The 26,412-nt window shown below is 71.5% G+C and carries 20 protein-coding genes and 1 pseudogene; 12 read left to right on the top strand and 9 right to left on the bottom strand.

The features are described from left to right. Window positions 1-153 precede the first annotated feature (153 nt). The 3 genes from dmpG to ACFU95_RS41945 are packed head-to-tail and all read right to left on the bottom strand — an operon-like array spanning window position 154 to window position 3,034. Window positions 154-1,182 (bottom strand): 4-hydroxy-2-oxovalerate aldolase, encoded by a 1,029-nt coding sequence (gene dmpG / locus ACFU95_RS41955; RefSeq protein WP_383840056.1) that lies wholly within the window; start codon window positions 1,180-1,182, stop codon window positions 154-156. Further along, on the bottom strand, window positions 1,179-2,189 hold the full coding sequence (locus ACFU95_RS41950) for an acetaldehyde dehydrogenase (acetylating) (protein WP_383840053.1): 1,011 nt from the start codon (window positions 2,187-2,189) through the stop codon (window positions 1,179-1,181). Before ACFU95_RS41950 ends, dmpG begins: the two co-directional genes overlap by 4 nt. After that, window positions 2,186-3,034 (bottom strand): 2-keto-4-pentenoate hydratase, encoded by an 849-nt coding sequence (locus ACFU95_RS41945; RefSeq protein WP_383840050.1) that lies wholly within the window; start codon window positions 3,032-3,034, stop codon window positions 2,186-2,188. Before ACFU95_RS41945 ends, ACFU95_RS41950 begins: the two co-directional genes overlap by 4 nt. A gap of 108 nt (window positions 3,035-3,142) precedes the next feature. On the opposite strand from ACFU95_RS41945, the gene ACFU95_RS41940 reads away from it, so the two are divergent. Next, window positions 3,143-3,865: an IclR family transcriptional regulator gene (locus ACFU95_RS41940; protein ID WP_383840116.1), complete on the top strand. Its 723-nt coding sequence runs from the start codon at window positions 3,143-3,145 to the stop codon at window positions 3,863-3,865. Between the two features lie 69 nt (window positions 3,866-3,934). After that, window positions 3,935-6,190: a SpoIIE family protein phosphatase gene (locus ACFU95_RS41935; protein ID WP_383840047.1), complete on the top strand. Its 2,256-nt coding sequence runs from the start codon at window positions 3,935-3,937 to the stop codon at window positions 6,188-6,190. A gap of 174 nt (window positions 6,191-6,364) precedes the next feature. On the opposite strand, the gene ACFU95_RS41930 is transcribed toward ACFU95_RS41935, so the two are convergent. The 4 genes and pseudogenes from ACFU95_RS41930 to ACFU95_RS41915 form a co-directional block, all read right to left on the bottom strand. Then, the gene (locus tag ACFU95_RS41930; RefSeq protein ID WP_383840044.1) at window positions 6,365-6,595 is read right to left on the bottom strand and encodes a hypothetical protein; all 231 of its coding nucleotides are present in this window, start codon (window positions 6,593-6,595) and stop codon (window positions 6,365-6,367) included. A 44-nt stretch (window positions 6,596-6,639) separates the two neighbouring features. After that, entirely contained in the window at window positions 6,640-7,734 is a 1,095-nt protein-coding gene (locus ACFU95_RS41925) for an amidohydrolase family protein (RefSeq protein ID WP_383840041.1), read from the bottom strand. 226 nt (window positions 7,735-7,960) lie between these two features. Further along, window positions 7,961-8,749: a 2-keto-4-pentenoate hydratase gene (locus ACFU95_RS41920; RefSeq protein WP_383840038.1), complete on the bottom strand. Its 789-nt coding sequence runs from the start codon at window positions 8,747-8,749 to the stop codon at window positions 7,961-7,963. 131 nt (window positions 8,750-8,880) lie between these two features. Beyond that, window positions 8,881-9,498 (bottom strand): annotated as a pseudogene (locus ACFU95_RS41915) (TetR family transcriptional regulator); the annotation flags it as partial. 147 nt (window positions 9,499-9,645) lie between these two features. Here ACFU95_RS41915 and ACFU95_RS41910 point away from each other — a divergent pair. The 5 genes from ACFU95_RS41910 to ACFU95_RS41890 all read left to right on the top strand — a co-directional run bounded on the left by ACFU95_RS41910 (window position 9,646) and on the right by ACFU95_RS41890 (window position 15,302). Continuing rightward, window positions 9,646-11,271 (top strand): bifunctional 3-(3-hydroxy-phenyl)propionate/3-hydroxycinnamic acid hydroxylase, encoded by a 1,626-nt coding sequence (locus ACFU95_RS41910; RefSeq protein ID WP_383840035.1) that lies wholly within the window; start codon window positions 9,646-9,648, stop codon window positions 11,269-11,271. Next, window positions 11,268-12,140, top strand: coding sequence for an alpha/beta fold hydrolase (locus tag ACFU95_RS41905; RefSeq protein ID WP_383840032.1), 873 nt, complete (start codon window positions 11,268-11,270; stop codon window positions 12,138-12,140). Before ACFU95_RS41910 ends, ACFU95_RS41905 begins: the two co-directional genes overlap by 4 nt. After that, complete coding sequence (locus ACFU95_RS41900) at window positions 12,137-13,177, top strand: VOC family protein (RefSeq protein WP_383840029.1); 1,041 nt, start codon at window positions 12,137-12,139, stop codon at window positions 13,175-13,177. The genes ACFU95_RS41905 and ACFU95_RS41900 overlap by 4 nt, the downstream gene beginning before the upstream one ends. A gap of 161 nt (window positions 13,178-13,338) precedes the next feature. Continuing rightward, window positions 13,339-13,665: a hypothetical protein gene (locus tag ACFU95_RS41895; protein ID WP_383840026.1), complete on the top strand. Its 327-nt coding sequence runs from the start codon at window positions 13,339-13,341 to the stop codon at window positions 13,663-13,665. Then, a complete protein-coding gene (locus ACFU95_RS41890) occupies window positions 13,662-15,302 on the top strand; it encodes a cation acetate symporter (RefSeq protein ID WP_383840023.1) in 1,641 nt (546 codons plus the stop codon). The genes ACFU95_RS41895 and ACFU95_RS41890 overlap by 4 nt, the downstream gene beginning before the upstream one ends. 33 nt (window positions 15,303-15,335) lie before the next feature. Here the strand turns inward: ACFU95_RS41890 and ACFU95_RS41885 are convergent, their stop codons facing one another. Then, window positions 15,336-16,490, bottom strand: a complete 1,155-nt coding sequence (locus tag ACFU95_RS41885; RefSeq protein WP_383840020.1) for an amidohydrolase family protein — start codon at window positions 16,488-16,490, stop codon at window positions 15,336-15,338. Window positions 16,491-16,702: 212 nt separating this feature from the next. On the opposite strand from ACFU95_RS41885, the gene ACFU95_RS41880 reads away from it, so the two are divergent. From ACFU95_RS41880 to ACFU95_RS41865, 4 genes are all read left to right on the top strand, one after another. Continuing rightward, window positions 16,703-17,101 carry a peptidase inhibitor family I36 protein gene (locus ACFU95_RS41880; RefSeq protein ID WP_383840017.1) on the top strand — a complete coding sequence of 133 codons (399 nt, stop codon included), beginning with the start codon at window positions 16,703-16,705 and terminating at the stop codon, window positions 17,099-17,101. Window positions 17,102-17,299: 198 nt separating this feature from the next. Then, a complete protein-coding gene (locus ACFU95_RS41875; protein ID WP_383840014.1) occupies window positions 17,300-17,755 on the top strand; it encodes a peptidoglycan-binding domain-containing protein in 456 nt (151 codons plus the stop codon). 165 nt (window positions 17,756-17,920) lie between these two features. Beyond that, complete coding sequence (locus ACFU95_RS41870) at window positions 17,921-19,288, top strand: GH25 family lysozyme (protein WP_383840011.1); 1,368 nt, start codon at window positions 17,921-17,923, stop codon at window positions 19,286-19,288. A gap of 222 nt (window positions 19,289-19,510) precedes the next feature. Next, complete coding sequence (locus tag ACFU95_RS41865) at window positions 19,511-19,927, top strand: hypothetical protein (RefSeq protein ID WP_383840008.1); 417 nt, start codon at window positions 19,511-19,513, stop codon at window positions 19,925-19,927. A gap of 212 nt (window positions 19,928-20,139) precedes the next feature. Here ACFU95_RS41865 and ACFU95_RS41860 read toward each other — a convergent pair whose 3' ends face one another. Beyond that, the gene (locus ACFU95_RS41860; RefSeq protein ID WP_383840114.1) at window positions 20,140-22,131 is read right to left on the bottom strand and encodes a glycosyltransferase family 2 protein; all 1,992 of its coding nucleotides are present in this window, start codon (window positions 22,129-22,131) and stop codon (window positions 20,140-20,142) included. Between the two features lie 793 nt (window positions 22,132-22,924). Here ACFU95_RS41860 and ACFU95_RS41855 point away from each other — a divergent pair. After that, a complete protein-coding gene (locus ACFU95_RS41855; RefSeq protein WP_383840005.1) occupies window positions 22,925-26,398 on the top strand; it encodes a LamG-like jellyroll fold domain-containing protein in 3,474 nt (1,157 codons plus the stop codon). Window positions 26,399-26,412: the final 14 nt, after the last annotated feature.

Below are 26,412 nucleotides of genomic sequence, written 5' to 3'. Positions count from 1 at the left end.
GGGGGGGGGGGGAAAGCCTGCTCGGGGGTTTTTCTTGTTTGGGTCCCTGGTGTTGGGGTTTTTTCCCTTCTTTCCTTTCCTGGTGGGGCCAACCCCCCCGGGCCCCCCCCCCCCCCTGCCCACCGGCAGGGACGCGGCGCGGTGCGTCGGGGGTCAGGAAGCGGCCCGGTCGGTCTCCGCGCGGCCGACCAGGTCCAGCGCGATGTCGGTGATCATGTCCTCCTGGCCGCCGACCATGCCCCGGCGGCCGACCTCGACGAGGATGCCGCGGGTGTCCAGGCCGTAGCGCGCGGCGGCGCTCTCCGCATGCCGCAGGAAGCTGGAGTACACACCCGCGTAGCCGAGGCTGAGGGTCTCGCGGTCCACCCGGACCTCGCGGTCCTGGAGGGGCCGTACGAGGTCGTCGGCCGCGTCCATCAGGGGGAACAGGTCACACATGTGGTCCCAGCCCATGAGATCGGCGACTGCCACGAACGCTTCGAGGGGACAGTTCCCGGCGCCCGCGCCCTGCCCCGCGAGCGAGGCGTCCACCCGGACGGCACCGCTCTCGACGGCGACGACCGTGTTCGCCACGCCCAGGGCGAGGTTGTGGTGGGCGTGGATGCCCAGCTCGGTCGTGGGGTCGAGGACGTCGCGGTAGGCACGGAACCGGTCGCGGACGCCGTCCATGGTGAGGCGGCCGCCGGAGTCGGTGACGTAGACGCAGTGGGCGCCGTAGGACTCCATCAGCCTGGCCTGGCGGGCCAGTTCGGCCGGTGCGGCCAGGTGGGACATCATCAGGAACCCGGCGACGTCCATGCCCAACTCCCGCGCCGCGGCTATGTGCTGGGCGGCTATGTCGGCCTCGGTGCAGTGCGTGGCGACGCGCACCGAGCGGACGCCCAGGGTGTGTGCCTGCCTGAGGTCGTGCAGGGTGCCGATGCCGGGCAGCAGCAGGGTGGTGGGAACCGCGTGCCGCGCGGCGTCCACCACGGCCTCGATCCACTCCCAGTCGGTGTGGGCGCCGATGCCGTAGTTGATGCTGGAGCCGGCCAGGCCGTCGCCGTGGGCGATCTCGATCGCGGCCACGCCGGCGGCGTCCAGCGCGGCGGCGATGGCGCGGGCCTGGTCGACGGTGTAGCGGTGGCGGACGGCGTGCATGCCGTCCCGCAGGGTCACGTCCTGGACGTACAGACGGGTCATCGGGAGGCCACCTCCGTGGCGGTGGGGGTCCTCCCGGTCATGGGGGTCCCCCCGCTCGAGCGAAGTCGAGAGTGGGGGAGAAGCCGGGAGTGGGGGAGGGCGGCCATGCGTTCCGCGGTGCGCAGCGCGGCCGAGGTCATGATGTCGAGGTTCCCGGCGTAGGCCGGCAGGTAGTGTGCGGCGCCCTCCACCTCCAGGAAGACGGAGACCTTCAGCGCCTCGCCCGCGCCGGGCGCGAGGGTGCGCAACGGGTCGTCGGACGCCACCCGCTCGAACTGCACCTTCTGCTTGAGCCGGTAGCCGGGGACGTAGTCCTGCACCCGGCCGACCATCTCCTCGACCGAGGCGGTGACCGCCTCGGTCGCGCAGTCGGACACCAGACAGTGCACGGTGTCCCGCATGATCAGCGGGGGTTCGGCCGGGTTGAGGACGATGATCGCCTTGCCGCGTGCGGCGCCGCCGACCCGCTCGACGGCGCGGGACGTGGTCTCGGTGAACTCGTCGATGTTGGCGCGGGTGCCGGGCCCGGCCGAGCGGGACGCGATCGACGCGACGATCTCGCCGTAGTGGACCGGGGTGACCGCGCCCACGGCGGCGACGACCGGGATGGTGGCCTGGCCGCCGCAGGTGACCATGTTGACGTTCGGGGCGTCGAGGTGGGCGTCGCCGTTGACCGGCGGGACGACGTAGGGGCCGAGGGCGGCCGGGGTGAGGTCGACGAGCGTGCGGCCGAGCGGGCGCAGCACCTCGTCGTGACGGCGGTGGGCGCCCGCCGAGGTCGCGTCGAAGACGATCTCCACGTCGGCGAACTCGTCCAGTGCGACGAGCCCTTCGACGCCCTCGTGGGTCGTGGCGACCTTCAGCCGGCGGGCGCGGGCCAGACCGTCGGAGGCGGGGTCGATCCCGGCCAGCGCGGCGATCTCCAGGGTCTCCGACAGCCGCAGGACCTTGATCATGAGGTCGGTTCCGATGTTGCCGGAGCCGATGATGGCGACCTTGGTGGTCACAGCGTGCCCCCTTCCTCGGCGAATTCCCGGGCGAAGCCGACCCGCACGGAACCGAGACCGGAGATACGGGCCTCGAACACGTCACCCGCGGCCGCGGGGGCCATCGGCCCGAGCGCGCCCGTCAGCACCAGGTCGCCCGCGCGCAGCGGGTCGCCCCGCTCGGCGAGCGCGGAGGCCAGCCAGACCGCCGCGTTCAGGGGGCTGCCGAGACAGTCGGCGCCGGTGCCCTCGGAGACGGTGTCGCCGCCTCGCGTCATGGCCATCGTCACCGTCCGCAGATCGACGGCGGTGAGCGGTACGGGGGTCGCGCCGAGGACGTACAGGCCGCAGGAGGCGTTGTCGGCGACCGTGTCGAACAGGGAGATGTCCCAGCCGGCGATACGGCTGTCCACGATCTCCAGCGCGGGCAGCGCGAAGTCGACCGCGCGCAGGACGTCCACGACCGTGCACTCCCGGTCCGGCAGGTCCCGCCCGAGCACGAGCGCCACCTCGGCCTCGACCTTCGGCTGGAGCAGCCGCCCGGCGGGCACCTCGCCACCGTCCGGTACGGCCATGTCCGCGAACAGGGCGCCGAAGTCGGGCCGGTCCACGCCGAGTTGGCGCTGTACGGCCACGGAGGTCAGGCCGATCTTGCGGCCGGCGATCCGGCGGCCGGCGTCCAGGCCGCGCCGCACGTTGAGCTGCTGCACGGCGTACGCGGTCGCCAGATCTCCGCCGCCGTCGAACAGGTCACGCACCGCAGGACAGGCGGTCCCCGTGCGGGCGGCCTCCGCCAGCAGGTCGGCGGCCTTGACCACGGCCGGTGGGGCGGGGTCCGGGCGGACGCCGTCGAGTGCGGTCGACACGGGATACCTCCAGGGGAAGGGAGAGGGAGCGGGTTGACATCGATATAGACAGGGTCCGCGCGAAGCGACAAACTTTGTTCCGTGACACGGAACAGCTCAGGCGGCAACATGCTGGAAAAGGCCGCGAACATCCTGGAGTGCTTCAGCCCGAGCGGCGGTTCGTACCGTCTGGCGGAACTCGCGAAGCGCACGGGCCTGCCCAAGCCCACGGTGCACCGGCTGGCGGCGGACCTGGTCCGGCTGGGCTGGCTGGAGCGCTCGGGCCCTCGGTACCGGCTCGGGGCGAAGTTGTTCGAGCTCGGCTCGCTGGTGCCGCACCGGCTCGATCTGCGCGAGGCGGCCCTGCCGTTCCTCCAGGACCTGTTCGAGGCCACCCGCGAGACCGTCCACCTCGGGGTGCGGGAGGGCATGGACATCGTGTACCTCGAACGGATCCACGGGCACGAGGCCCTCCAGCTGCCCTCCCGTATCGGTGGCAGCCTGCCGCTGACCTGCACCGGCGTCGGCAAGGCCCTGCTGGCCTTCTCCGGCGCCGAGCTGACCGAGGAGGTGCTGTCCCGGCCGCTGCCGAGCCTCACGCCCCACTCGATCACCGACCCGCGCCGACTGCGCATGGCCCTGGAGAAGATCCAGGTCTCCGGTCTGGCCTACGAGGAGCAGGAGGCCGCCCTCGGAGTGGCCTGCATCGCGGCCCCCGTCTTCGCCGGCGGCAGCACGGTCGCCGCCCTCTCGGTGGCGGTGCCGCGCTCCCGGTTCAGCCCGGCCCAGCTGGCGCCCGCCGTACGGACGGCGGCACTGGGGCTGTCCCGGGTCCTGCGCGGAGCCGCCTGACACCCCGGCCGGGGCGCATCCGTCCGTACCGCTCGGAGGGACCCGCGCGGGCGGCGTAACGTCGTCAGTGTGGAGCCCACGGCCGGCGGTCTGGTGTCGCGCGCGGCGCACGAGCTCGGCTCGCGCGCGGACGAACTCAGAGCCGAACTGGAACAGTGCCTGCGGCGCGAACTTCCCGCGCTGTGGGAGGACCCGGATGTGGCGCGGATGGCCTCCGAGAACATCGTCGATCACCTCGCCGCCGCGTTGTTCGGCCTTGAGTACGGCATCGAGGCGAGCCTGATCGAGCCACCGCCCGCCGACGTGGAACGCGCGCGGGGACTGGCCCGGCACGGCACGCCCCTCAGCACCATGCTGCGTGCCTTCCGGCTGGCGCAGGGGCTGGTCATGGACCGGCTGCTCGCCGAGCTGCCCCGGCTCAGCGACGATCCCGAGCAGGTCAGCGTGGCGGCGCGCGAGGTGATCGCGATGTCGACCACGTATGTCGACCGGGTGTCGGAGCAGGGGGTCGTGGCGTTCCAGGAGGAGCGGGACCGGCGGCTGCGGTGGCGGTCGGCGATGGTGAACGAGGCGGGCCTGCGCATCGGCACCACCCTGGACATCGCCCGCACCACACAGGAGTTGGCGGACCTCGCCACCGAGCACTTCGCCGACCTCGTCACGGTCGACCTGCTCGACGCCGTGCTCCGGGGGCAGGACAGCGCGGGGGAGGGGCCGCACGTACTGCGCCGGATGGCACGGGGAGCGGGGGTGAGGGCCGGGCCGGAACCGACGATCGCACCGCGGCGGCTCCACACCTGCCCGGACGGATCACCGTCGGCGCACGCCCTGGCCACCGGGCGGCCCTCCCGGCACCGGCACGGCGGAGCCCGGGGCGCCCCGGACACCCCGGACCCCCCGCGCGGCGGCTCGACCCTGGTGGTGCCGCTGCGCGCGCGGGGCACCACGTTGGGCGTCGCCGAGTTCCACCGGCACGGCAACCCCGCGCACTACGACGACGAGGATCTGCTGCTCGCCCAGGAGATCGTCGCCAGGGCCGCCGTGGCCGTCGACAACGCCCGCCGCTACACGCACGCCCGGGCCACCGCGCTCACGCTCCAGCGCAGCCTGCTCCCGCGGTACGCGCCGCGGCAGTCGGCCGTGGACGTCGCCTACCGCTATCTGCCGGCCGGCTCCGAGGCCGGGGTGGGCGGCGACTGGTACGACGTCATCCCGCTGTCCGGCGCCCGGGTGGCCCTCGTGGTGGGCGACGTGGTCGGCCACGGCATCCGTGCCGCCGCCACCATGGGCCGGCTGCGGACCGCCGTGCGCACCCTGGCCGACATCGACCTGCCGCCCGACGAACTCCTCACCCACCTCGACGACGTCGTCCTGCGCCTGTCCGCCGAAGCGTCCACGGGCGGCGACCCCGGCGCCGAGTCGGATCCGGACCCCGACTCCGATCCCGGCCCCACCCCCGACCCCGAGTACGACGCCGAGGCAGGCGGAGACATCGGCGCCACCTGTCTGTACGCGGTCTACGACCCCGTGTCCCGCCGCTGCACCCTGGCCCGCGCGGGGCACGTGCCGCCCGCCGTGGTGATCCGGGACGGAACGGCGGACGTCCTCGAACTGCCGCCCGGCCCGCCGCTCGGCCTGGGCGGCCTGCCCTTCGAGACACTGGAGGCCGAGCTGCCCGAAGGCAGCCTGATCGCCCTGTACACCGACGGGCTGATCGAGGCTCGCGCCCTTGACGCCGACGCGGGTCTCGCGACGCTGCGGCAGGCCCTGGCCCGGCCGGCGCCCTCCCTGGAGGCCACCTGCGGCAATGTGCTGGAGGCCCTGCTGCCTTCTCCCGGCCTGCGCCCGAACGACGACATCGCCCTGCTCCTCGCCCGGACCCATGTGCTCGGCGCCGACCGGGTCGCCACCTGGGACCTGGAGGCCGACCCGGCGGTCGTGGGCCGGGCCCGTGCGGACGTCTCCCGGCAACTGGCCGCCTGGGGCCTGGCGGAACTCGACTTCATCGCCGAACTGGTCGTCAGCGAACTGGTCACCAACGCCATCCGCTACGGCCGCTCCCCGATCAGCCTGCGGCTCATCCTCCCCCAGCCCCCTGGCGGGGCGGGAGGTACCCCCGACGGCACCCTCCTGTGCGAGGTCTCCGACGCCAGCAGCACCACCCCGCATCTGCGCCGGGCCAGGGTCTTCGACGAGGGCGGCCGCGGCCTGCTCCTCGTCGCCCAGCTCGCCGGGCAATGGGGGACACGCCACGCCCGACGGGGCAAGACGGTCTGGGCCGAACTGAACGGGTCCGCCGAGTTCCCGGTACCGGTCGTCGAGTAGGTACGGGGGGCTTCGGGCCGGCGTGTGGTCCTGCTCCTGCCGACGGCGTCAACGCCTGAGGCCCCGCCGGACGGGGAGGACATCGGGGTCGGCGCCGGACGCGCTCGGAACCGGCGGGCGGCCGCCGTACCCGTGCGGGGCCCGTGGATGGCCGCGGGCCCCGCCACCCCCTCGTCAGTCCGACGTCGGCGGTGCCTTCGGCGCCCGGAACAGGCAGCCGATCGCCGCGACGAGGACGACGAGGCAGACGGCGACCAGGGAGGCGGACAGACCGTCCATGAAGGCCGCTCTGACACCGTCGGCGAGTGCCGCGCCACCCCGGGTGCCGAGTGTGTCGGCGACGTGGAGGCCGGCGGCCGCGGAGTGTCGTACGGACTCGGCGGCCTCGGCGGGGAGTTGCCCCACGGCGGCCGGCGGGGAGTCGCGGGGTGGGGCTCATGGGGAGTACCTCAGTTGTGTGCGGTGTTTCCGGGGGTTCGTGTGTTCCCGGAGGTTCCTGTGGTTCCGGGCTGGATGAGCTTGAAGAAGGCGCGGGCACCGGCTCGCCGCGCCGACTGCCGCAGCCGGTCCGGGAGCGGACGGGGCGGGACCGGTGCGGGGGAGCCCCCGGCCAGCCGGGGGAAGAGCGCCTCGGCGTTGGTGCGGTTGACGGCCGCGACGGTGCCGGCATCGACGCCGTCGTCGAGCCCGTTGGCGAAGTACTGGCCGGCCGCCGTGGGCGCGAAGGGCCAGTCGCTGCCGAACAGGATGTGCCCCGGGCGGGCGAACGCCAGCAGGGTGGGCAGGGCCGCGGGGCTGGAGGAGAGGGCGGTGTCGAAGTAGAAGCCGCGGAAGTCGTCCAGGATGTCGAGGGGGCTGCGTCCGGTGTCACTGGCGAGGGCGACGGCCATGCGGTGGGCGGCGTACGGCAGGAAGCCGCCGCCATGGCTGAGGATGAACCGGATGTTCGGGTACCGGCGCGGGATGCCGTTGCGGACGAGCAGGTAGGCGGCGCGGGTCGTGTCGAGGAGGAAGTCGGCCGCGAACGGCGGGATGCCGTCGACGGCGGGGGCGGGGAGGTCGGCCGGGTGGACCAGTACGACCGCCCCGTGCTCGTCGAGGACCCGCCACAGCGGATCCTGGCCGTCGGCGCCGAGGTAGGGGCCCTGGTTGTTGGCGAGCAGGGTGACCCCGTCGGCCCCCAGCCCGGTCAGGGCCCGCTCGGCCTCCTGCGCCGACGCGTCGGCGTCGGGCATGGGCAGCGTGGCGAACCAGCCGAAGCGGGCGGGGCGTTCGGCGGTGAGGGAGGCGGAGAAGTCGTTGAGCCGCCGTGCCAGGCCGACGGCCGCTTCGGGGTCGGTGAGGAATCCGGTGCCCGGAGTGGAGACGGAGAGGATCGCCGTCTCGGTGCCCAGCAGGTCCATCAGCTCCAGGGCCGTCTCGGGGCTCCAGTCGGGCAGGGCGCGGCCGCCCGCCTCGGTGATGCCGGCCTGGGCGAGGACGTCGCGGTAGAGGGACGGGACGAGGTGCTGGTGGACGTCGATCCGGCGGGGTGCGGTGGTCATGCGTGGCTCACTCGGCTTTCTCGGGGGAGGGGGAGAAGGAGGGGAGGGGGAGCGCCCGGGGAGAGGGGCGGCTGGTCCGGGCCTGGTCCCGTCCGGGGCGCGGAGGGAATCGGCGGGCCCGACTCACGGCGGCTCGCGGCGCTCAGGTCGGTGCGGCACGGTCTCGGAAGCGGCGGCGCCCGTGGAACGCTGCGGGGCAGGAAGCACGTGCGCTCTCCTCGGGCGGTCAGACGAACGTCACCGACACCGATCCGAGGCCACCGAAGCGTGCCTCGATCTTCTGGCCGGCGCTGACGAAGGGGGCGGTGGTCATGGCGCCGGGCAGCACCACCTGGCCCGGCTCCAGCGCCGTACCGAAGGCCGCGAGGGTGTTGGCCAGCCAGGCGACCGCGGCCGCAGGGTGGCCCAGCACCTCGCGCCCGCTGCCCGACGCGACCCGCTCGCCGTCCACGATCAGGTCGGCGGTGACGGCGGTCAGGTCGGGGGCGTCCCGCAGACGGGTCCAGGGACCGCACACCAGGCCGGCGGAACCGGCGTTGTCGGCGACGGTGTCGACGAGGGTGATCCTCCAGTCGCGGATCCTGCTGTCGACGATCTCCAGCGCGGGCGCCACGGCGTCGGTCGCCGCGAGCACGTCCTCGACGGTGACGCCGGGACCGGACAGCGGCTCGGCGAGGTGGAAGCAGATCTCCGGTTCGATCCGGGGCCGGCAGTAGTGCGCCGCGAAGACCGGGGCGCCGTCGCGATGGACCATGTCGTCCAGCAGATGCCCGAAGTCGGGTTCGTCGACGCCGAGCAGCCGCCGCATCGCATTGGCGGTCAGGCCGACCTTGTGCCCGATGACCGAGGCCCCGTCGGCCAGCCGCCACGCGACGTTGTCCCGCTGGAGGGCGTAGGCGCCGGCCAGGTCGAGGCCGGGCAGCAGGGCCGACAGCGGCTCGATCGGCACCGCGTGGTGCTCCGCCTCGCGCAGCATCCGGGCGGCCTCCTCGCGCTGTACGTAGGTCAGGCTCATCCCTCGCCCCCCGGGTCGGTACGGCGGACCAGGCCGGCACGCCCTCCCGCGGCGGGGGGACCCCCGGTCGTGTCCGGGCCCGCCGAAGGTGGCCGCTTCCCGGCGCCGGGCTGATCCGTCGGACCGGCCCCGGCCGCCATGCGGACGGCCGCGTCGTGGACGAGCCGTGCGTGCATCTCGAACATCGCCACCAGGTCGACCCGGTCGCCGGCCACCTCGCGGTGCACGAACAGTCCGTCGGCACCGGCCACGGCGTACGCGGTGAGGGTGCGCACGGCCTCCTCGTCCAGGGCCGGGAACAGGGTGCTGACCATGTCCGCGATCCGCTGCCGGGAGAGGTCGCGCACCTGGAGGAACACGGTCCGGCCCCGGCGCTCGGCAGGGCGCCGTTCCAGGGCGAGCATCAGGCCCAGGCGCAGGAAGTCGGGGGCCTCGACCAGGGATCTCGCGACGTTCGCCGCCATCGCCATGACCCGCTCCAGTGGAGTGCCGGCTGTGTCACCGGGCAGTTCGACGGCCGTGAGCCAGGCCGCGAAGCTGCGCTCGATGACCGCGGCGATCAGGTCGTCCTTGTCCTTGAAGTGCCAGTAGATCGAGCTCGCCGGCAGCCCGCACCGGGCGCTCACCGTGGCGATCGAGGTGCCCTCGTACCCGCGCTCGCCCGCGATCTCGACGGCCGCGTCGAGGATGCGCTGCCGGGACTCCAACCCGTTCGCACGCTTCTTGCGCGCCGCCTGCGGCCTGGTCATGGGGAGACGCCCTTCCGTCGTACGGGCACTTGACCGTCCCTGACGTCGAGCTTACCGTAGCGAACATTCCAATTGGAGTAAACGCTACAACAAAGAGCCGTGACAGGGACGACAGTGCCGCGACAGGGACGACAGTGAGGTGGCCTGGTGAGTGAGATCGATGCCGGGAACAGGGCCGGGAGCAGAGCCGAGGACAGCGCCTACGACGTGGCGGTGATCGGGTACGGGCCCACGGGGGTGACCGCGGCGAACCTGCTGGGCGCGGCGGGCCTGAAAGTCGTCGTGCTGGAGCGCGACGCCGAGATCTTCTCCCGGGCCCGGGCGATCTCCACCGACGAGGAGGTCATCCGGATCTGGCAGCGCGCCGGCCTGGCCGACCGGCTGAAGCAGGACATGCTGGCCGACCGGCCCCTGGACTTCGTCGACGCGCGGGGCCGCGCCTTCCTCAGCGCGCAGCCCACTCCGCGCGGCCACGGTCATCCGCCGCAGATGTTCATCTACCAGCCCGCGCTGGAGCAGGTCCTGCGCGAGGGCGTCGACCGCTACCCCCATGTCGAGGTGCTGCTGCGGCACGAGTGCCTGCGCCTGAGCCAGGACGCGGACGGGGTGGAGCTCACGGTCGTGGGCACGGGCGACGACTCCGTACGACGGCTGCGCGCGAAGTACGTCATCGCGGCCGACGGCGGCTCCAGCCTGACCCGCGCGCAGCTCAACGTGGGCTACGAGGGACGGACGTACGAGGACCGCTGGGTCGTCGTCGACACCAAGATGCTCAAGCCGTGGCCCGACCACGACCGGCTCCGCTTCCGCTGCGATCCGGCCCGCCCGGCGGTCGACTGCCCGACGCCGCTGGGGCACCACCGCTGGGAGTTCCCGATCCTGGCCGGCGACGACGAGAAACACCTGACGACCGACGCCGCGATCCACGCGATGGTGTCCCGGTACGGCATCGGCAAGGACCAGATCCGGATCCTGCGCGCCACCGTCTACAGCCACCACGTCCGCTTTGCCGCCCGCTTCCGGGTAGGCCGGGTCTTCCTCGCCGGGGACGCCGCCCACGCGATGCCGCCGTGGATCGGCCAGGGCATGGCCGCCGGAGTGCGCGACGTGGCCAACCTGTGCTGGAAACTCGACGCCGTGGTGCGCGGCGAACTGCCCGAGCCGGTGCTCGACAGCTACGAGGCGGAGCGCAAACCGCACGTCAAGGAGATCACCAGACGGGCCGTGTTCGTCGGCCGGATCATCACCAACCGGCAGCCGGCGCTCACCCGGGTCCGGGACTCCGTGCTTCCGGTCCTGAACCGCATACCGGGCTTCGGCGGCTGGCTGCAGGACTCCAACTGGATCCCCGTCGCCCACTACGCCGAGGGCTTCCAGGCCCGCCCCCGGACCAAGGCCTCCGGCCACCAGGTTCCCCAGCCCTGGGTGACCGGCCCCGACGGTACCCGGGTCCGCCTGGACGACGTACTCGCCGGCCGTTGGCTGCTCCTGCGCGGCGGGCCGCCCGCCCCGCAGCCCGCGTGGGACCGCGCCGGCGTCCCCTGCCTGACCGTCCTGCCAGCCGGGTCGCGACCGGCGCGCGGCGCGGTCGTCGACGACGACGGAGTGCTGCTGCCCTGGATGGCCGAGCGCCGCACCGGCACCCTCGCCCTGCGCCCCGACGCCTACGTCTACGCCGCCGCCCCCGTCGGCGCCCAACTCCCGCCGCCCCCGCCCGGATTCGCACCGGCAGCCCGTCCGGCCACCTCGACCGCCGTCCAAGGAACGCCATGACCACACACACCGCACCCCCGCCGATGCGGGAGTCGCTGCTCGACGTCCTCGGCAAGAAGATCTTCGTCGCGGAGACCGGCGACGGCCCGCCCGTCCTGCTGCTGCACGGCGGCGGCCCCGGCGCCTCCGGCGTCTCCAACTACACCCGGAACATCGCCGCCTTGGCCAGGGAGTACCGGGTCATCGTCCCCGACCTGCCCGGCTACGGCCGCAGCACCAAGGGCGTGGACGGCGCCGACCCGTTCGGCCACCTCGCCCGCGGCATCCGCGGCCTGCTCGACGAACTCGGCCTGGACAAGGCCCACCTGGTCGGCAACTCCTACGGCGGGGCCTGCGCCCTGCGCCTCGCCCTGGACACACCGGACCGCGTCGGGCGCATGGTGCTGATGGGCCCCGGCGGCATCGGCACGACCCGCGCCCTGCCCACCCCGGGCCTCAACAGCCTCCTCAACTACTACTCCGGCGACGGCCCCACCCGGCTGAAGCTGGAGAAGTTCATCCGCACCCACCTCGTCTTCAACGCGGCCGACGTCCCCGACTCCGTGATCGACGCCCGCTACGAGGCGAGCATCGACCCCGAGGTGATCGCGGCCCCGCCGCTGCGCCGCCCGTCCGGTCCGAACGCGCTGCGCACGCTGTGGAAGATGGACTTCACCCGCGACGACCGACTGTCCCGGCTGCCCGTACCGACGCTGGTGCTCTGGGGCGCGGCCGACAAGGTGAACCGGCCCTCCGGCGGCCGGATGCTGGCCGACCGCATGCCCAACTGCGACCTGTACGAGGTCGCCAACACCGGGCACTGGGTGCAGTTCGAGCGCGCCGAGCTGTTCAACCGCATCTGCGCCGACTTCCTGGCAGGCCGCCGATGACCGCGTACAGGTCGGCGAACGCGCACCAGGGGTACGACGCCGCGTCCGTCTTCGGCGCGGTCCACCTCGGCTACATCGTCATCGAGACCAACCGCTTCGCCGACTGGCGCCGCTTCGGCACCGACGCCATCGGCATGCACCACGACGACCTCGACACCGGCCTGATGCGCTTCCGCCTCGACGACCACGAGTGCCGCTTCCTGCTGCGGCGCGGCCCCGCCGAGGACGTCGTCGCCATCGGCTGGCACCTCGACGACCACGCCGCCTTCGAGCAGATCGAGGCCCGGGTGCGCGCCCACGGCGTCCCCGTCGTCGAGGGCACCGCCGAGGAGGCGGGGATGCGCGGCGTCGAACGCCTCCTGCGCTTCCCCGGCCCCAAGGGCCTCACCCAGGAGATCTACACCACCCCGGTCCTCTCCCCGGAGCCCCTGCGGATGCTCGCGTCCGGCTGGGTCACGGGCGACTCGGGCATGGGCCATGTCGCGATCACCTCGGCCAGACCGACCCTGATGCGCGGCTACTTCAACACCGTCTTCGACGCCCGCCTCACCGACTACATCGAAGAGACGATCAGCGGCGTCAAGCTCAGGATCCGCTTCCTGCGGGTCAACGAACGCCACCACTCCATCGCGATCGCCGCCGTCCGGGGCCTGCCCATCGACCCGATCCGCACCCGCGTCCAGCACCTCAACGTCCAGGTGGACACCCTGGACGACCTCGCCCGCAGCTACGACCGCGTGCACGAACTCGGCTTCGACATGGCCCTGTCCGTCGGCCGGCACACCAACGACAGGGAACTCTCCTACTACGCCCGCACCCCCTCGGGCTTCGAGTGGGAGGTCGGCTGGAACCCCGTCGTCATCGACGAGGCCGTCTGGGAACCGGGTGTGCATCAGGGAATCAGCGTCTGGGGCCACACTCCCGTCGGTCAGACGATCGTCGACAAACTCGACCAGTTCCGCCTCGGCGCCCGTTCCCTCGCCCGCCCGGAGCGGACCGTCCCGGCGCTCAGCGGCGCCGGCATCCCCGACGACTGACCCCCGCCCCCCGACCCACGGCCGGTCCGGACCGGTCTCCCCTCCGGTCCGGCCCGGCCGTGCCCTCACCGGCACCATCGCTGCCAGCACTACATCGCCACCACTACGACGCCACCCGCATGACGCCGTATCAGACACGTCCCGATCGTGAAGGCTCCCCGATGTCCCTCCCGCCCCCGCCCTTCGACCTCGACAGCGAACTGGACCGGATCCGCGCCGTCCAGGCGGGCCTTGGCCGCCGCTTCGTCGCGGTCAACGCCGCCGCCTTCGTCCTCCCCGCCCTCCTCACCGCCGCCGGCAACGGCCATCTGCTCGCCCCCCGACTGCCGGGCGGCCCGGCCTTCGGCACGCTGCTGTGCCTGGCACAGGCGACGCTCCTCATCCTGACGGCCTGGCTGTACGACCGGGCCTCCCGGCACCACACGGATCCGCGGGTGGACCATGTACGGGCTCAGATCACCGTCCCCGCCGGGGAGAGACGGTGGTGACCGCGCTGCCCGCCCTGCCACTCGCCGCGGGCCCGGCCGGAACCGGCGACCGGGCGATGATGCTGGTCGCCTTCCTGGCGTTCATCGGCCTGTCCCTGCTGCTGTGTGTACTCGCCGGACCCGAGACGGACCGCGCGGCCGAGTTCTACACCGGCGACCGCTCGCTGTCCCCCTTCCAGAACTCCCTGGCCCTCACCGGTGACTACATATCGGCCGCCACCCTCCTCGGCAGCTGCGGGCTGGTCGCCCTCGCCGGCCAGGACGGCGTCACCGCCACCGTGAGCACCTGCCTGGCCGTCGGCGGCTTCCTGCTGCTCGCCCGACCCCTGCGCCACGCGGGCCGCTACACCCTCGGCGACGTCCTCGCCCTGCGCGCCCCCGGCGCCGCCGCCCGGATCGCCGCCGCGACGGCCACCCTCGCCTTCTGCGTGCCCTTCCTGGTGGTCCAGCTGTCCGGGGCGGGCCAGGCCACCGCGCTGCTCATCGGGCTGCCCAGACCCGGGGCCCAGCAGGTCTGCACGGTCTTCATCGGGGTCGTCATGATCTGCTTCGCCGTGCTCGGCGGGATGAAGGGCACCAGCCTGGTGCAGATCCTGAAGGTGGCCGTGGTGTTCACCACCATGACCGCGCTCGCCGTCCTGGTCCTCGCCCACTACGACTGGAGCCCGAACGCGCTGCTCCAGGCCGCCGCCGCGGGGAGCGGCCGCGCGGACGGCTACTTCGAGCCCGGCCAGGCCATGGGCGACTCCCTCACCGGCCGCCTCGACTTCCTCTCCCTGCAACTCAGCATCGTCCTGGGCGGCGGCTGCATGCCGCACATCGTGATGCGCGTCAACTCGGCCGCCGACGGCGCGGCCGCCCGCAGGGCCGCCCGCCACACCGTCGTCCTCGTCTGCGTCTACAGCCTCTTCGTCGTCATCGCCGGGCTCGGCGCCGCAGGCGTGGTCGGCGGCGCCGCCATCGGCTCGGCCGACCCGAACGGCCAGGCGGCCCTGATGCTGCTGGCCGACGCCCTGGAGGGCGACACCTCCGGGCTGGGCGGCAGCGTGCTGTTCACGGCGGTGGCGTGCACCGTCTTCGTCACCGTGCTCGCGGTGGTCGCCGGCATCACGCTCACGGCGGCGGCCGCGCTGGCCCACGACGTCCACGCCGAAGCGGTGCGCGGCGGCAGCCTCTCCGCCGGCCGTGAGATCCGTACGGCCCGCTGGGCGGCGGTCGCCGTCGGGGCACTCGGCATCGGTCTCGCCGTGGCGGTCCAGGGCCGCGACCTGCAGTCCCTGGTCCAGCTGTCGCTCACCCTGTCCGGCGCCACGGTCCTGCCCGCGTGCCTGTACTCCCTCTTCTGGAGCCGGTACAACCGCACGGGCCTGCAGTGGACGGTGTACGGCGGTCTGGTCGCCACCCTCGCCGTGTACGTCTCCTCCGCCGCCTTCACCGGCACCCCGGCCTCGCTGCTGCCCGATGCCGACGTCCACTGGATCGGGTTGCGCTCGACTGGCCTGATCGCGATACCGCTGGGCTTCGCCCTGGGCCTGCTGGGCAGCCGCGTCGGGCGGAGGCCGAACACGGCCGAGGAGACGGCGGCCGGGCGGCCGGCCTGGAGGAGGCGGGTACTGACCGGCGCGGGCGCCGACTGACACGGCGGGGCCCGGCCAGTCTGCGGATGCCCCTCAGACCCCGATCCGCTGGGCGAGCGCGGGGAACTGAGCCAGGGCGTTGGACCGTTCGACCTTCAGACGCTCGCTCGCCGGGAAGGTCTCGTCGAGCTGGGGCGCGGGGTCCCCGGCCGCCGGGTACAGCGGTCCGCTGAAGGGCCAGTCGGTGGCGAACAGGATGTGCCGCGTGCCGGCCAGTTCCCTTACGGCCTCCATCGACTGCGGGGCGTGCGAGAGCGCGGTGTCGTAGAAGAGCTCGCGGAAGGCCGGGCTGCTGTCGTCCGCGCCCGCGATGCCCAGCGTCTGGGCGAGCGCGGGGGTGATCGTCAGCAGGCTGGTCCGGAAGGCGATGTAGGGCAGTGTGCCCCCGGCGTGCGCGGCGAGCCAGCGGATGTTCGGACGGCGCGTGTACACGCCCTTGTAGAGCATGTTGACCAGTGCGCGGGTGGTGTCGAAGGTGAACTCGTAGAGGAACGGCGGCAGGCCCAGGTCGGGGTAGTGCCGCGGGGTCACCGGATGGATGAACACCATCACCCCCAACTCGTCGAGGACCCGCATCAGCGGCTCCAGGACGGGGTCCCCGAGATACACCCCGCCGTAACTGCTGAAGATGCCGACGCCGTCCAGCCTCAGTTCCCGTACCGCCCGCCGGACCTCCGCCACGGCGGCCGCGACGTCCTCCCGGCCGGGCTCCGGGCCCAGCGGCAGCACCGCGAACGCCCCGAAGCGTCCCGCGAGTCGAGCCGTGTCGGTGTGCACCAGCTCCCGGCTCATGTAGTCGTTGAGGCGCCGGGCCATCGCGACTCGCTCACCGAGGGAGGGCAGGTACGTCACGGCCGGCTCGGACACGGAGACGACCTGCGTCTGGATGCCGTAGCGATCCATGAACCCGACCGCGAGCGTCGGGCTCCACGCCGGGACGGGGACGCCGCCGATCTCCGTGATCCCGTTCGCCGTGAGTGACGTGCGGTAGAAGCCCGGGACGATATGGCAGTGCACGTCGATGCGGTACCGGCCCGAGGGCAGGACCGTGGCCGGGCCGGCCGCCTCGCTGTCGGCCCGCGCGGCGCCGGTACCGAGAGCGGCCGCCGCGGCGCCCAGCGGCACCGCGGCCTTGAGTACTCCGCGCCGTCGCATACCGCGGGGCGCGTCGCATGAGGGAGTGTCCATGGGGAGCTCTTCCTGAAGTGACCACTACACGATGGTCTGGAATGGTCGCTACAGTAAGAGCGGGGACCGGGCCCGTCAATGCCCTGGCCACAGGCGCTCGGCACCGCGACTTCGCCGGTGCGGCCGACCCTGCAACATTTCAGGTTCCGGGTGCTCGCCGCGGAGTCGAGGATGCCGTCGTACTCCACAGAGCTGAGGGACCTGGACCGACCATGAAGCGAATACGAGCACTGCGCACCAAAGCCTCCCTCTTCGCGGGAGCCTCGCTGCTCGCCGGACTCGGCATCGGTACCGGTGCCTCGCCGGCACACGCCGCCTACTCGGACTGCGGCCAGACGGAGGTCTGCTTCTTCACGGGTGCCTACGGCACAGGGCAGAAGTGCGCCTGGACCGGTTACGACCCCGACTGGCAGAAGGGCGCCACCGTCTGTTCCTGGGCCGACGACTCCAATGTGAGGTCAGTCTTCAACAACGGCAGGAGCGGCATGGTGGTCATCTACTACAAGGGCGCCGACTACACGGACCGCGTCGGCTGCACCAAGGCGGGCGTCGCGGGCAACCTGGCCGGGACCTACAAGATCCGCTCCCACCACTGGGCCGACAGCTGCTGAACGCGCCGCCCGTCCGCGCTTCAAGGCGGAGCAGTACGGCGTATCCCCGCACCTCCGCGTCCCTGAAAGGTTCCAGGTTCCCCTGAACCGCACGGGAGTCGAGGATGCGGTTCGACCCCGCACATCACTCGTACCAAGGGCACGCCTTCGTCATCGAACGGCGAAGGCGCCGCGACACCTGAACGAAGGGAAGAACGCATGCGACCGAGCGTCATGACGAGGTCGATCGTCAGCGCCACCGCCGTCGTCGGGCTGGCGGTCGGAACCCTCGCGGGAGCCGGCACCAGCTTCGCGGCATCCGCACCGGCCGCCCAGCCGAGCGTGAGCACCGAGGCCGTCGGCACGCTGGCGACGAACAACCTCGGCCTGACCGGCGCGCAGGCCAGGAACCTCCAGATGTGGCTGGCGACGCACTACGGCTACACCGGCCCCATCGACGGGCTGCTGGGCACCAACAGCTGGAAGGCGCTCCAGCGCCACCTGCGGAACTGGGACTACAAGGACGCCATCGACGGGATCGCCGGCCCCGGCACGATCAAGGCGCTCCAGCGGTACCTGAAGGACGTCTGGGGCTACCAGGGACCGATCGACGGGATCGCCGGCCCGGGCACCAGGACCGCGTTCGCGGAGTTCGCCGGCTCCGTCGGCGACTGACCCGTACGCGCCTGCCTCACCTCCTCACGGGGGAGGTGAGGCAGGCGCGCTCGTCCTTCAGCGTGACGCGGATCCTTGAGCCGCGCTCGCACCCCGCGTACGCCCGCGCCGCGCTGTCTCACGCTGATCACGGTCCCCGCACGTCTCCAGAACCAGGAGGAACGCATGGGACGAAGAATGCTCAGAGAGACGTTCGCCCTCGCCGCGGCATCGGTCACGCTGCTGTTCGGTTCCCCGGCGGTCGGCGCGGCCCAACACGCCCTCCCGGAAGCGGACATGACCGCGGGCGCGACCGCCGTCTGTGGACACACCACCTCGCAGCCCGAGCTGAGGATCGGCGCCACCGGTGCACCCACGCTCGAAGCGCAGTGCGAACTCAACCTGGCGACGAAAACCTCCGCGCACACCCCGATCTCGGTGGACGGCGCCTTCGGTCCCGCCACGGAGGGACGCGTCAAGGTGTTCCAGCGCTGCGCGGGCCTGACCGCCGACGGCGCCATCGGCCCGCTGACATGGGCGGCCCTCAACACCTGGGCTGCCGAGCCCCGTACCTGCACCCCCCGGGGAACGGCGACCGCCCCCCAGGCCGCCGTGTGCGGACACACCGACGCCCGCCCGACCCTGCGGCGGGGCGTCGACGGCGTCGAGGTGAAAGAGGCGCAGTGCCGGCTCAACCTGGCGATGGAGCCCGGCCGTCACACTCCCCTGGTGATCGACGGCGACTTCGGCGGCGGGACCGAGAACCGGGTCGTGCAGTTCCAGCTCTGTGCCGGTCTGGGCGCGGACGGAGTCGTCGGACCCGAGACCTGGGCCGAGCTGGAGGGCTGGTCCGGCCGGAACGCGTACTGCACGCCGCCCCGCCCAGGCGGCTACCCCGTCGACGGCGTCGACACCTCCACGTACCAGCACCCCGGCGGCGCGCCGATCGACTGGGAGGCCCTGCGCGCCTCGGGAGTCGAGTTCGCGACCGTCAAGGCCACACGGGGCCTCGACGTCACGGACCCCTACCTCGCCACCGACCTCGAAGCGGCCAGGCTGGCCGGACTCGCGGTCGCGCCGTACCACTTCTACACCGCTGCGACCGGCGCCACGGGTCCCGCGCAGGCGGACCACTTCATCGCCGCCGCACGCGCGACCGGCTACACCGGCGGCCGTCCCGGCGACCTGCCCCCGGTCCTCGACCTGGAGCGCATGGACGACGGTACGGGCCGCTGCCCCCCGTACGCCTCGGTCGCCGACGTCACGGACTGGCTCGACCGGGTCGAGACGGCCTTCGGCCGCCAGCCGATCATCTACACCCAGAGGTCCTTCCTGGACGACTGCATGGGCTCGACCACGGCCTTCTCCTCGTACGCGCTCCAGCTCGCGGACTACCGCCACTCGATCGCCCAGCCCCCGCTGCCGAACGGTTCGACGACCTGGCTCATGTGGCAGTTCACGGCATCCGCGCTCTACGACGGGATCCGGGCCCCGGTGAACGCGGACGTCTTCAACGGGACCCGGGCAGACCTGGACCGCCTCGCCAACCGGTGACCCGGGACGGACCGGACGCGGCATCAGCGGCTCAGATGTCCCGGAAGAGACCGGCGGACGCCGTGACCTGCTGCAACGACCGCTCTCGGTTCGCTGACCTGCACGAATGGCCTTTCGGCTGTTTCACGCTCGTGCCCGTTGGTGCGGCCGGAAGTCCCAGAAAAGTCCCAGAGGACTCCCACTGCTGACGGACGTTCTCTCGGCTCTACCCAGGGCGGGGCGGTGAGGTGTGGGCTGGAGCCGAAGACCCTGGAGGCCGGGGCGTCAGGTGACTGGCGCTCGGCCTATGCCACGTTCGGCACGGCCGAGGACGGTCGGCTGTTCTTCAGCGAACGCGGCGGCATCATCAGTTACACCACCTATCACCGGGTGTGGCGCGAGACCCGCGGCCTTGCCCTGCCGCCATCGCTCACCAGGACCCCGCTCGCGAAGCGGCCGTACGATCTGCGGCACTCGCCGCTGTCCACCTGGCTGTGCGCGGGCGCCGACCCGGCCGAGGTCGCCCAACGGGCCGGCAACAGCGTCGAGGTCCTTCTGAGCCGGTACGCGAAGTGTCTGTATGACCGGCAGTCCATCAACAACCAGCGTATCGAAGGGCTCTTGAGCGCCTACGACCAGGCGCCCGAGCCGGATCAGTAGCGGCTGCGCCGAGAGCACTGCGCCATCAGCGAGGGGCTCAGCCAGACTTTGATCACGGTGGCCTGTCCGCCGCACAGCACTGTCAGGTCCTCGGGATCCGAGGTGAGGACCGTGACGGGACCGGGGAGAGGAGGGTGGTGCCGACGCCGCGAGCCCAGGAGCCGGCCGGTCTTGCCCGGGCATCCGACGGATCAGAGGCTGCTGTTCCCTCGTCAGGACTTGATGCGCCGAGTCACGGCCCCGGGGAGGTCGGTCTTGGCGACGTGCAGGGCGAAGCCGTCCTCGCGGTTCGGGGCGGGCTTGGCGTACCAGGGCAGGGCGCGGCGGCGCCACTTGGCCGCGGTGAGGTTGCCGGGGAGCTCCGGGAGGGGCAACACCCAGTTACCGAGCCGGAGTTCCCCATGCCAGATGCCGGCGGGGAGCTCGGTGACAGGGACGCGTACGACGAAGGCGCCCTCGGTCGTCGAGGCGGGAAAGGCGGCGCTGTCTCCCCGGTCGTTGTGGAGCATTACGGCGAGAGCGCCCTCGGGATGGCTGGCGAGCGTGCAGCGGCCGGTGAACTCCAGCTCTGTGGGGGCGTCGGAGGCCCACCGAACCGTGTCGTGCAGGCTGACGTGGGGCAGTACGGCGTGCTTCTGCTCGCCGAGGTCGAGCGTGAAGTTGCCATGCGGGTGGGTGGTGTAGAGGGTGGCGGCACGGGGACCCTCGGTGGTGTCCACGACGTGTGTGGCGGCCTTGCCTGACACACCGGCGGCCCTCTTGCTGCCGATGCGGACTTCCCGGGTGATGCCCTGGGCGCCGACGGCGAGGGAGATGTCCCACAGCCCGTCCCGGAGCGGACCGCCGTCGGCGGCCGTGGCGATGTCCACGGCGGCCTCGAAGCCGGCCATCTCGTAGACGTAGTGCCCCTGGTCCTCATCGGCACCGAGTCCGGGCGTCGCGGTATGCGTGACCGGCAGCCGGAACTCCTCCCTACCGCCACGCTCGCGCAGGACGAGATCCGTGGTGACATCGTCGGTGGCGACACGGTGAAGATAGCCGTGCCCGGCGAGGTACAGCGTGGTGCCGTACAGCTCGGCGCGGGTGACCCGGTGGCGTACGCCGAGCTGCGCTGTGACGTCGTAGCAGTCGTCGGGGACGGAGCGTGCGGGATCACGGAGGAAGGGGTAGCGGGCGAGGGCCCGGCCTCCGTCCACGACGACCGGGGTGGCCACCTTGCTTGCGGCCAGCTCCTCCTCGAATCGCATCAGTTCGAGCACCTCGTCGAGCATCCCCTGCCGTACCAGGTGCAGCCGAAGCCGGGCCATCGCGGAGAGGCGGTCGTTCAGCCCCTCGTGCCACAGCGGGGCGATGATCTCGGCGAGGCGTGCGAGGGCCTTCTCTTGCACGGTGCGGGATTCGCGGGCCATGTGGCCGAGAATCTCCTGCACCTCAACGGTCAGGTGCCGGTGTGCCAAATGGTCTCGGCCAGGTCCTGGCGGGACGTTCTCGAGGAGCAGGTCGACCATGCCCGGCAGGAACCGCAACCGGGGCTCCGTGCCCCCGTTGCGGACCGTGGCGTTGCCTCCGTCCTCGCGCAGCGAGCAGAACAGGCAGTCGTAGTCAGCGATCACGGAGATGCCCGAAGCATGCAGGTATGCCAGGGCTACGAAGGACTGGTCCTCGCCGATGGGCAGCCCCGTCGGGAAGCGCAGCGCATGCTGCTCCAGCGGCTCGCGGCGGAACAGCTTCAGCGGGTTGAGGGCCCAGTAGACGCGCGAGCTGAAGACATCCGTCCTCGGCTGGTTCCGCTTGAACATCGACATGGGCAAGCCGCGTCCACCCACGCCCACCATCTTGCCGAGCACGATGTCGGTGCCGTTCTTCTCGGCCATGGCCACCATGCGGTCGAGGGCTTCCGGGCCCAGGTAATCATCGGCGTCGAGGAAGAACACGAACCGCCCGCGGGCGTGGTCGAGGCCGACGTTACGAGGTGCCGAGGGGCCGCCGGAGTTCTCCTGCTCGAAGATGCTGATCAACCCGGGATACGCATCGGCGAGGCGCGCGAGTTCCTCGGCCGTCCCGTCGGTTGAGCCATCGTTGACGACGATGATCTCCAGCTCGTCTTGGCCGATGCTCTGCTCGGCGACAGACGTAATGCAACGCGTCAAATAGGGCATCGCATTGTACGCGGCGATAATCACCGAAACGGCCGGGGCAGCCATCGTCACGCTCTCCAAGGAAATACGGGGCACACCCGTATTTGGATGGCATGGATATCCGCTGTGAAGGTGCTGCGGTGGGCCATTTACTCGGGAGGAAGGTGCCACAGGGGATGTGAAGATAACATGACCTGCCCGTGCCCGTGCAGTGACCACTCAATGAAGGGCGAGCTCAGGCCGGGCTCGCGCCGTCTGGCTTGATGGGCGATTTGCCCCCTTCCGTGATGAGGATTTCGGGCTACGGTCGCTGTCAGTTGCGCCTCCGTGAAACGGCTCCCGCCGCCGACTGCCGTGTACGCATGGTCGAACGAGGCGTTGAGAGTCTCCTGGTCGGTGCCCGTTATTGACCCCTGGCGGACGATCCTGGTGCCGTGCGGTGCGCGGCACGCTGCAGACTCCCGCCCCGCTTGGGGCGCCTTGGCCATCAATGTGACGTGCGTCACCGTTGACCAGCTTGCTTTGTCAACACATGATCCTCACAGCTTCCTTGTAATGAACATTTAAGGGGATGGGTGGGGCGTGGTTACGCGAAGACGGGGGCGCACTTGGCGTCAGGCGGTGCGGAGTGGGGCGCTGGCCGTCACACTTCTGGGGGGGTGCGATTCCGGCTGTCGGGGCCGGGGCGACACCGGCCCTCGCGGATGACAAGGCGGCGGCCTCGACAGCGGCCGACAAGACCCCGGAGTCGGAGGCGAGTGCTCTCGCGGCGGAGTCCGGTGAGCGGGTGGCCGTGGATGCCGCGACCACTGAGGCGTCCCAGGTTTTCGCCAACCCGGACGGAACCTTCACGCAAGAGATGAATGCCGCTCCGGTCCGTGCCCGAACGGACGACGGCGCCTGGGCCCCTCTCGACACCACGCTCATCCGCGAGGCCGACGGCTCTGTGCGGGCGCAGAATACGGCGGCTGATCTGACCTTTTCCGGCGGCGGTAGCGGCAACGGACTGGTCACACTCGAGGACAAGGGGCACGAACTGCAGCTTGGCTGGCCCACAGCGCTCCCCGAGCCTCGGCTCGACGGCGACACGGCTACCTACCCTGGTGTGCTCCCAGACGTCGATCTGAAGATGACCGCGCTGAGCTCCGGCTACACCTCGGTACTCGTGGTCAAGACCGCGGAGGCGGCTAAGAATCCGGCGCTCGCGACGATCAGGATGACGGTCTCCGGCGGCGGCCTGGATATTGCCCCGACGGCTGACGGCGGTTTCGTCGCCCGAGACGGTGACGGCACCCCAGTGTTCGATAGCCCGGCGGGGCGGATGTGGGATTCGGCCGGTAACGCCCCGGCCACTGGCACTACCGCGGCCGGCCTGACCACGCAGCTGGCCCGCACTGCTTCTTCAGCCGCGACGGAGAGCGAGAGCGAGCCGGAGACGGCCCCGCTGGCCGACGCACAGGGCGAACCGGCTCCTTCCGAGGGCCCCGGCAACGGTGACGCGGCGACCGAGATCCCACTGAAGGTCACCGGCACCACCCTGGAGATCACGCCTGACCCGGGACTGCTCCACGGAGATAACACCGTCTTCCCGCTCTACATCGACCCGCCGACCAAGAGCATCGCGCTGGGCGACTGGACAGCCCTGGCTTCCAACGGCACCAAGTACTGGGAGTTCGACGGGGACAAGGGCGTGGGGCGCTGCTCCAACTACGCGGGTTACCTCTGCTCCAACAGCCCGTACACCCAGCGCATGTATTTCGAGTACCCGCTGTCGTCGATCCACGGCAAGAAGGTCCTGGACGCGACGATGGAGGTGTACCAGGAGTGGACGTTCACGTGTGACCCGCATTGGTACGACCTGAGCCGCGTGGACAAGGGCATCTCCTCCAGCACCACCTGGTCGTCGCGCCCCACCGGGGTGGACCTGATGGGAGACCGGAATGTGGCCTACGGGCGGGGCGGCCTGTGCACTCCGCCGCAGCCGGCCAACTGGGTGCGCTTCAGCGACAACGTGGGCGAGGAGACCAACGAGAACCTGACGACCACCCTCGCGTCCTACGCGTCGAAGAAGGAACCGGCGATCACCTTCTCGCTGACCGCGCACGACGAGTCCAGCGGCGCCTCTTGGGCGCGGTTCCGCAATGACGCCAAGCTGTCGGTGACGTACGTGTCCTACCCGTCCAAGCCGACCTCGTACGGTGTGCAGCAGGGCACGACAGGGCGGGCCTGCAACGCCTCGACGCAGCCATTCGCCACCGACCGCACCACGCCGAAGATGCTGGCGACGGTGCAGTCGGCCGACGGCTCCAACGCCCAATTGCGCGCGATGTTCGAGGTGTGGAAGGCCGACGGCTCCAGCCGCGCCTGGTACGAAGCCTCCCCGGACGGCACCTGGGTGGCCGACAACGCCGCCCGCACCGCGACGACCAATGCGCTGCCGGCGCAGACGGACTACCGGATGCGGGTCAAGACGCAGGCGTACTACAAGACGGACCGGGGCGCCACCGGTGTCCTGGACTCGGCGTGGTCGTCCTGGTGCTACTTCCGCATCGACACCGACTGGCCGCCACCACCGGTCGTGACCAGCGCGGACGGCATCTACAAGCCGGCCGAGACCGACCCTGCCGCAGGCGGAGTAGGCATGCCGGGCAAGTTCACTTTCACGCCCGGGGATACCAACCCCACCACGGCAGGTATCCAGTCGGATGTCGTCACCTACAAGTACAAGCTGAACAGCGGCAAGGTCTCCGACCCGATCCCCGTCGCCAAGGGTGCGTCCCATACCCGGACGATCACGCCGAACCAGCCTGGTGAGAACACCATCCAGGTCTGGGGCTTCGACGCTGCCAGCCACAGCTCGTTCACCGGCTACTACAGCTTCCTGGTGAAGGGCGCCGAGCAGCCCTCGGGGATCTGGCACCTGGACAACGCCCTCACCGACGCCACCACCGCGACCCAGCACCCGCTGACCTCCTCGGGGGCAACCTGGGACACCCTGGCCCGCAGCGGCCCGGGCGCGGCGAAGCTCAACGGCACGAGCGCGTACCTGTCCACCTCCGGTGCGGTGCTGGACACCACCAAGTCCTTCACCGTCTCGGCGTGGGCGCGTCTGGCGAAGAAGGACGTGAACTACACCGTCCTGTCCCAGGCGGGCACGAACGCCTCCGGGTTCCAGCTGTACTACTCCACGGCCTACAACGCCTGGGTCTTCAACCGTCATAAGACGGACGTCACCGATCCCGAGATCGTCCGCTCGATCGGCACCAAGCCGCCCGTCCTGAACGCCTGGACCCACCTGGTGGGCGTCTATGACGCCGCGGCCGAGACCCTCCAGCTCTACGTCAACGGTGTCCCGCAGGGCAATCCGGCGCCGTTCACGGCCACGCCGTGGAAGGCGTCCGGGAACCTCCAGGTCGGACGGCTGTGGCACGCCGCGACGGGCAAGGAGAACTTCGCCGGAACCATCGACGAGGTGAAGGTCTGGTCCCGCGCGCTCGCCGACACCGAGGTCGCCCACGAGGCATGGCTGGAGGACGAGGACCTCAGCGACGGCACCGCCGGCGACCCGGTGCCCGCGCTCGTCGCCAGGTGGGACGCCACCGACATGGCCAACGCGACCGGCACCACGGTCAAGGACACCAGCGGTTTCGGTCGCAACCTCACCCTCAACGGGGCCGCGCTCACCCAGTTCACCACCGGTGACCCGGAGATCGGTGAAGAGGTCACCACCACGCAGACGATGACCCTGAACGGCACCAGCGCGTACGCCACCGTCACCGGCCCCATCGTCGACGACTCCGGTTCGTTCACCGCGACCGCCTGGGTGACCCTGGATCCCGCCAAGCTCGCCGACACCAGCAAGTCGTACATGGTGCAGGTGTTCGGCCAGTCGGGCACGAGCCAGTCCTCCTGGGGCGTCTGGTACGAGCAGCCGGCCGGCAGCACCCAGGGGCGGTGGACGTTCGGGCGTCCCGACAAGGACGGCACGGGGGCGGTGTGGACCGAGAGCGAGTCCACTGCATTGACCACGGCCCAGCTGGGTGTCCCGGTCATGCTGACGGTCGTCTACGACGCCCAGGCGGCGGCCGACCCTGACGACACCTCCGACCTCGGCGGGCTGAAGCTGTACGTCGACAGCGCTCTGATGGGTGACGAGGACGGCGTGAGCTACTCGGCTCCCTGGCAGGGCGGCGGAGCGTTCGAGATCGGCCGGGCGAAGATCAACGGGGCTGCCTCGCGCTACTTCCCCGGCAAGATCGACAGCGTCCGCGTCTGGGCCGGAGCCACCTCGACCGACATGATCGCCAACCGGCGCAACACCGAGCAGCAGTAGGAGCAGGGCGAGGG

Source organism: Streptomyces sp. NPDC057623, from assembly GCF_042800355.1.
Taxonomy (GTDB): Bacteria; Actinomycetota; Actinomycetes; order Streptomycetales; family Streptomycetaceae; genus Streptomyces.
Note: the sequence above shows the minus strand (reverse complement) of the source record. Positions and strands in the feature narration are given on the sequence as shown.